A 518-nucleotide genomic window follows, 5' to 3' on the forward strand; every position below is an offset into this window, starting at 1 on the left:
CGATCCACCGATGAGGGCGGCCCCGCCGTTGGATCGGTGGCTCAGCAACCGCAGGACCCCGCCAGATGTTGACGATCCACCGATGGGGGCAGCCGGAGGGCTCGGCCGCCCCGGGCGCCACCGCCCCGTCGAGGCCTTTCGGGGAACGCCCCCACGTCGAGCCGCGTCGACGCAGCCGCAGGTCCGTGCGACGTCAGCCGCCGGCGAGACGCGAGGAGCGGACGAGCAGGCCTCTCAGCCGCGCGCCGACCACCACGCGCGCAGCGCCTCGGCAGCCAGGTCCTCACCGAGCGGTCCGCGGTCCATCCGCAGGTCGAGCAGGAATCGGTACGCCTCGCCGATCTCGCGACCGGGACCGATGCCGAGGATCTCCATGATCTGGTTGCCGTCGAGGTCGGGGCGGATCGCGTCGAGCTCCTCCTGGGCGGCCAGGACCTCGATGCGGCGCTCCAGGTCGTCGTAGGTGCGCTGCAGACGCTGCGCCTTGCGCCGGTTGCGGGTGGTGCAGTCGGCGCGGG

At 73.4% G+C, this 518-nt stretch carries 1 pseudogene; it reads right to left on the bottom strand.

Annotation, left to right across the window (positions count from 1 at the left end):
* Positions 1 to 234 precede the first annotated feature (234 nt).
* A pseudogene (locus tag ASF38_RS19200) lies at positions 235 to 518 on the bottom strand (CCA tRNA nucleotidyltransferase); the annotation flags it as partial.

Source organism: Aeromicrobium sp. Leaf272 (genome assembly GCF_001422865.1).
In the GTDB taxonomy this organism is placed as follows: domain Bacteria; phylum Actinomycetota; class Actinomycetes; order Propionibacteriales; family Nocardioidaceae; genus Aeromicrobium.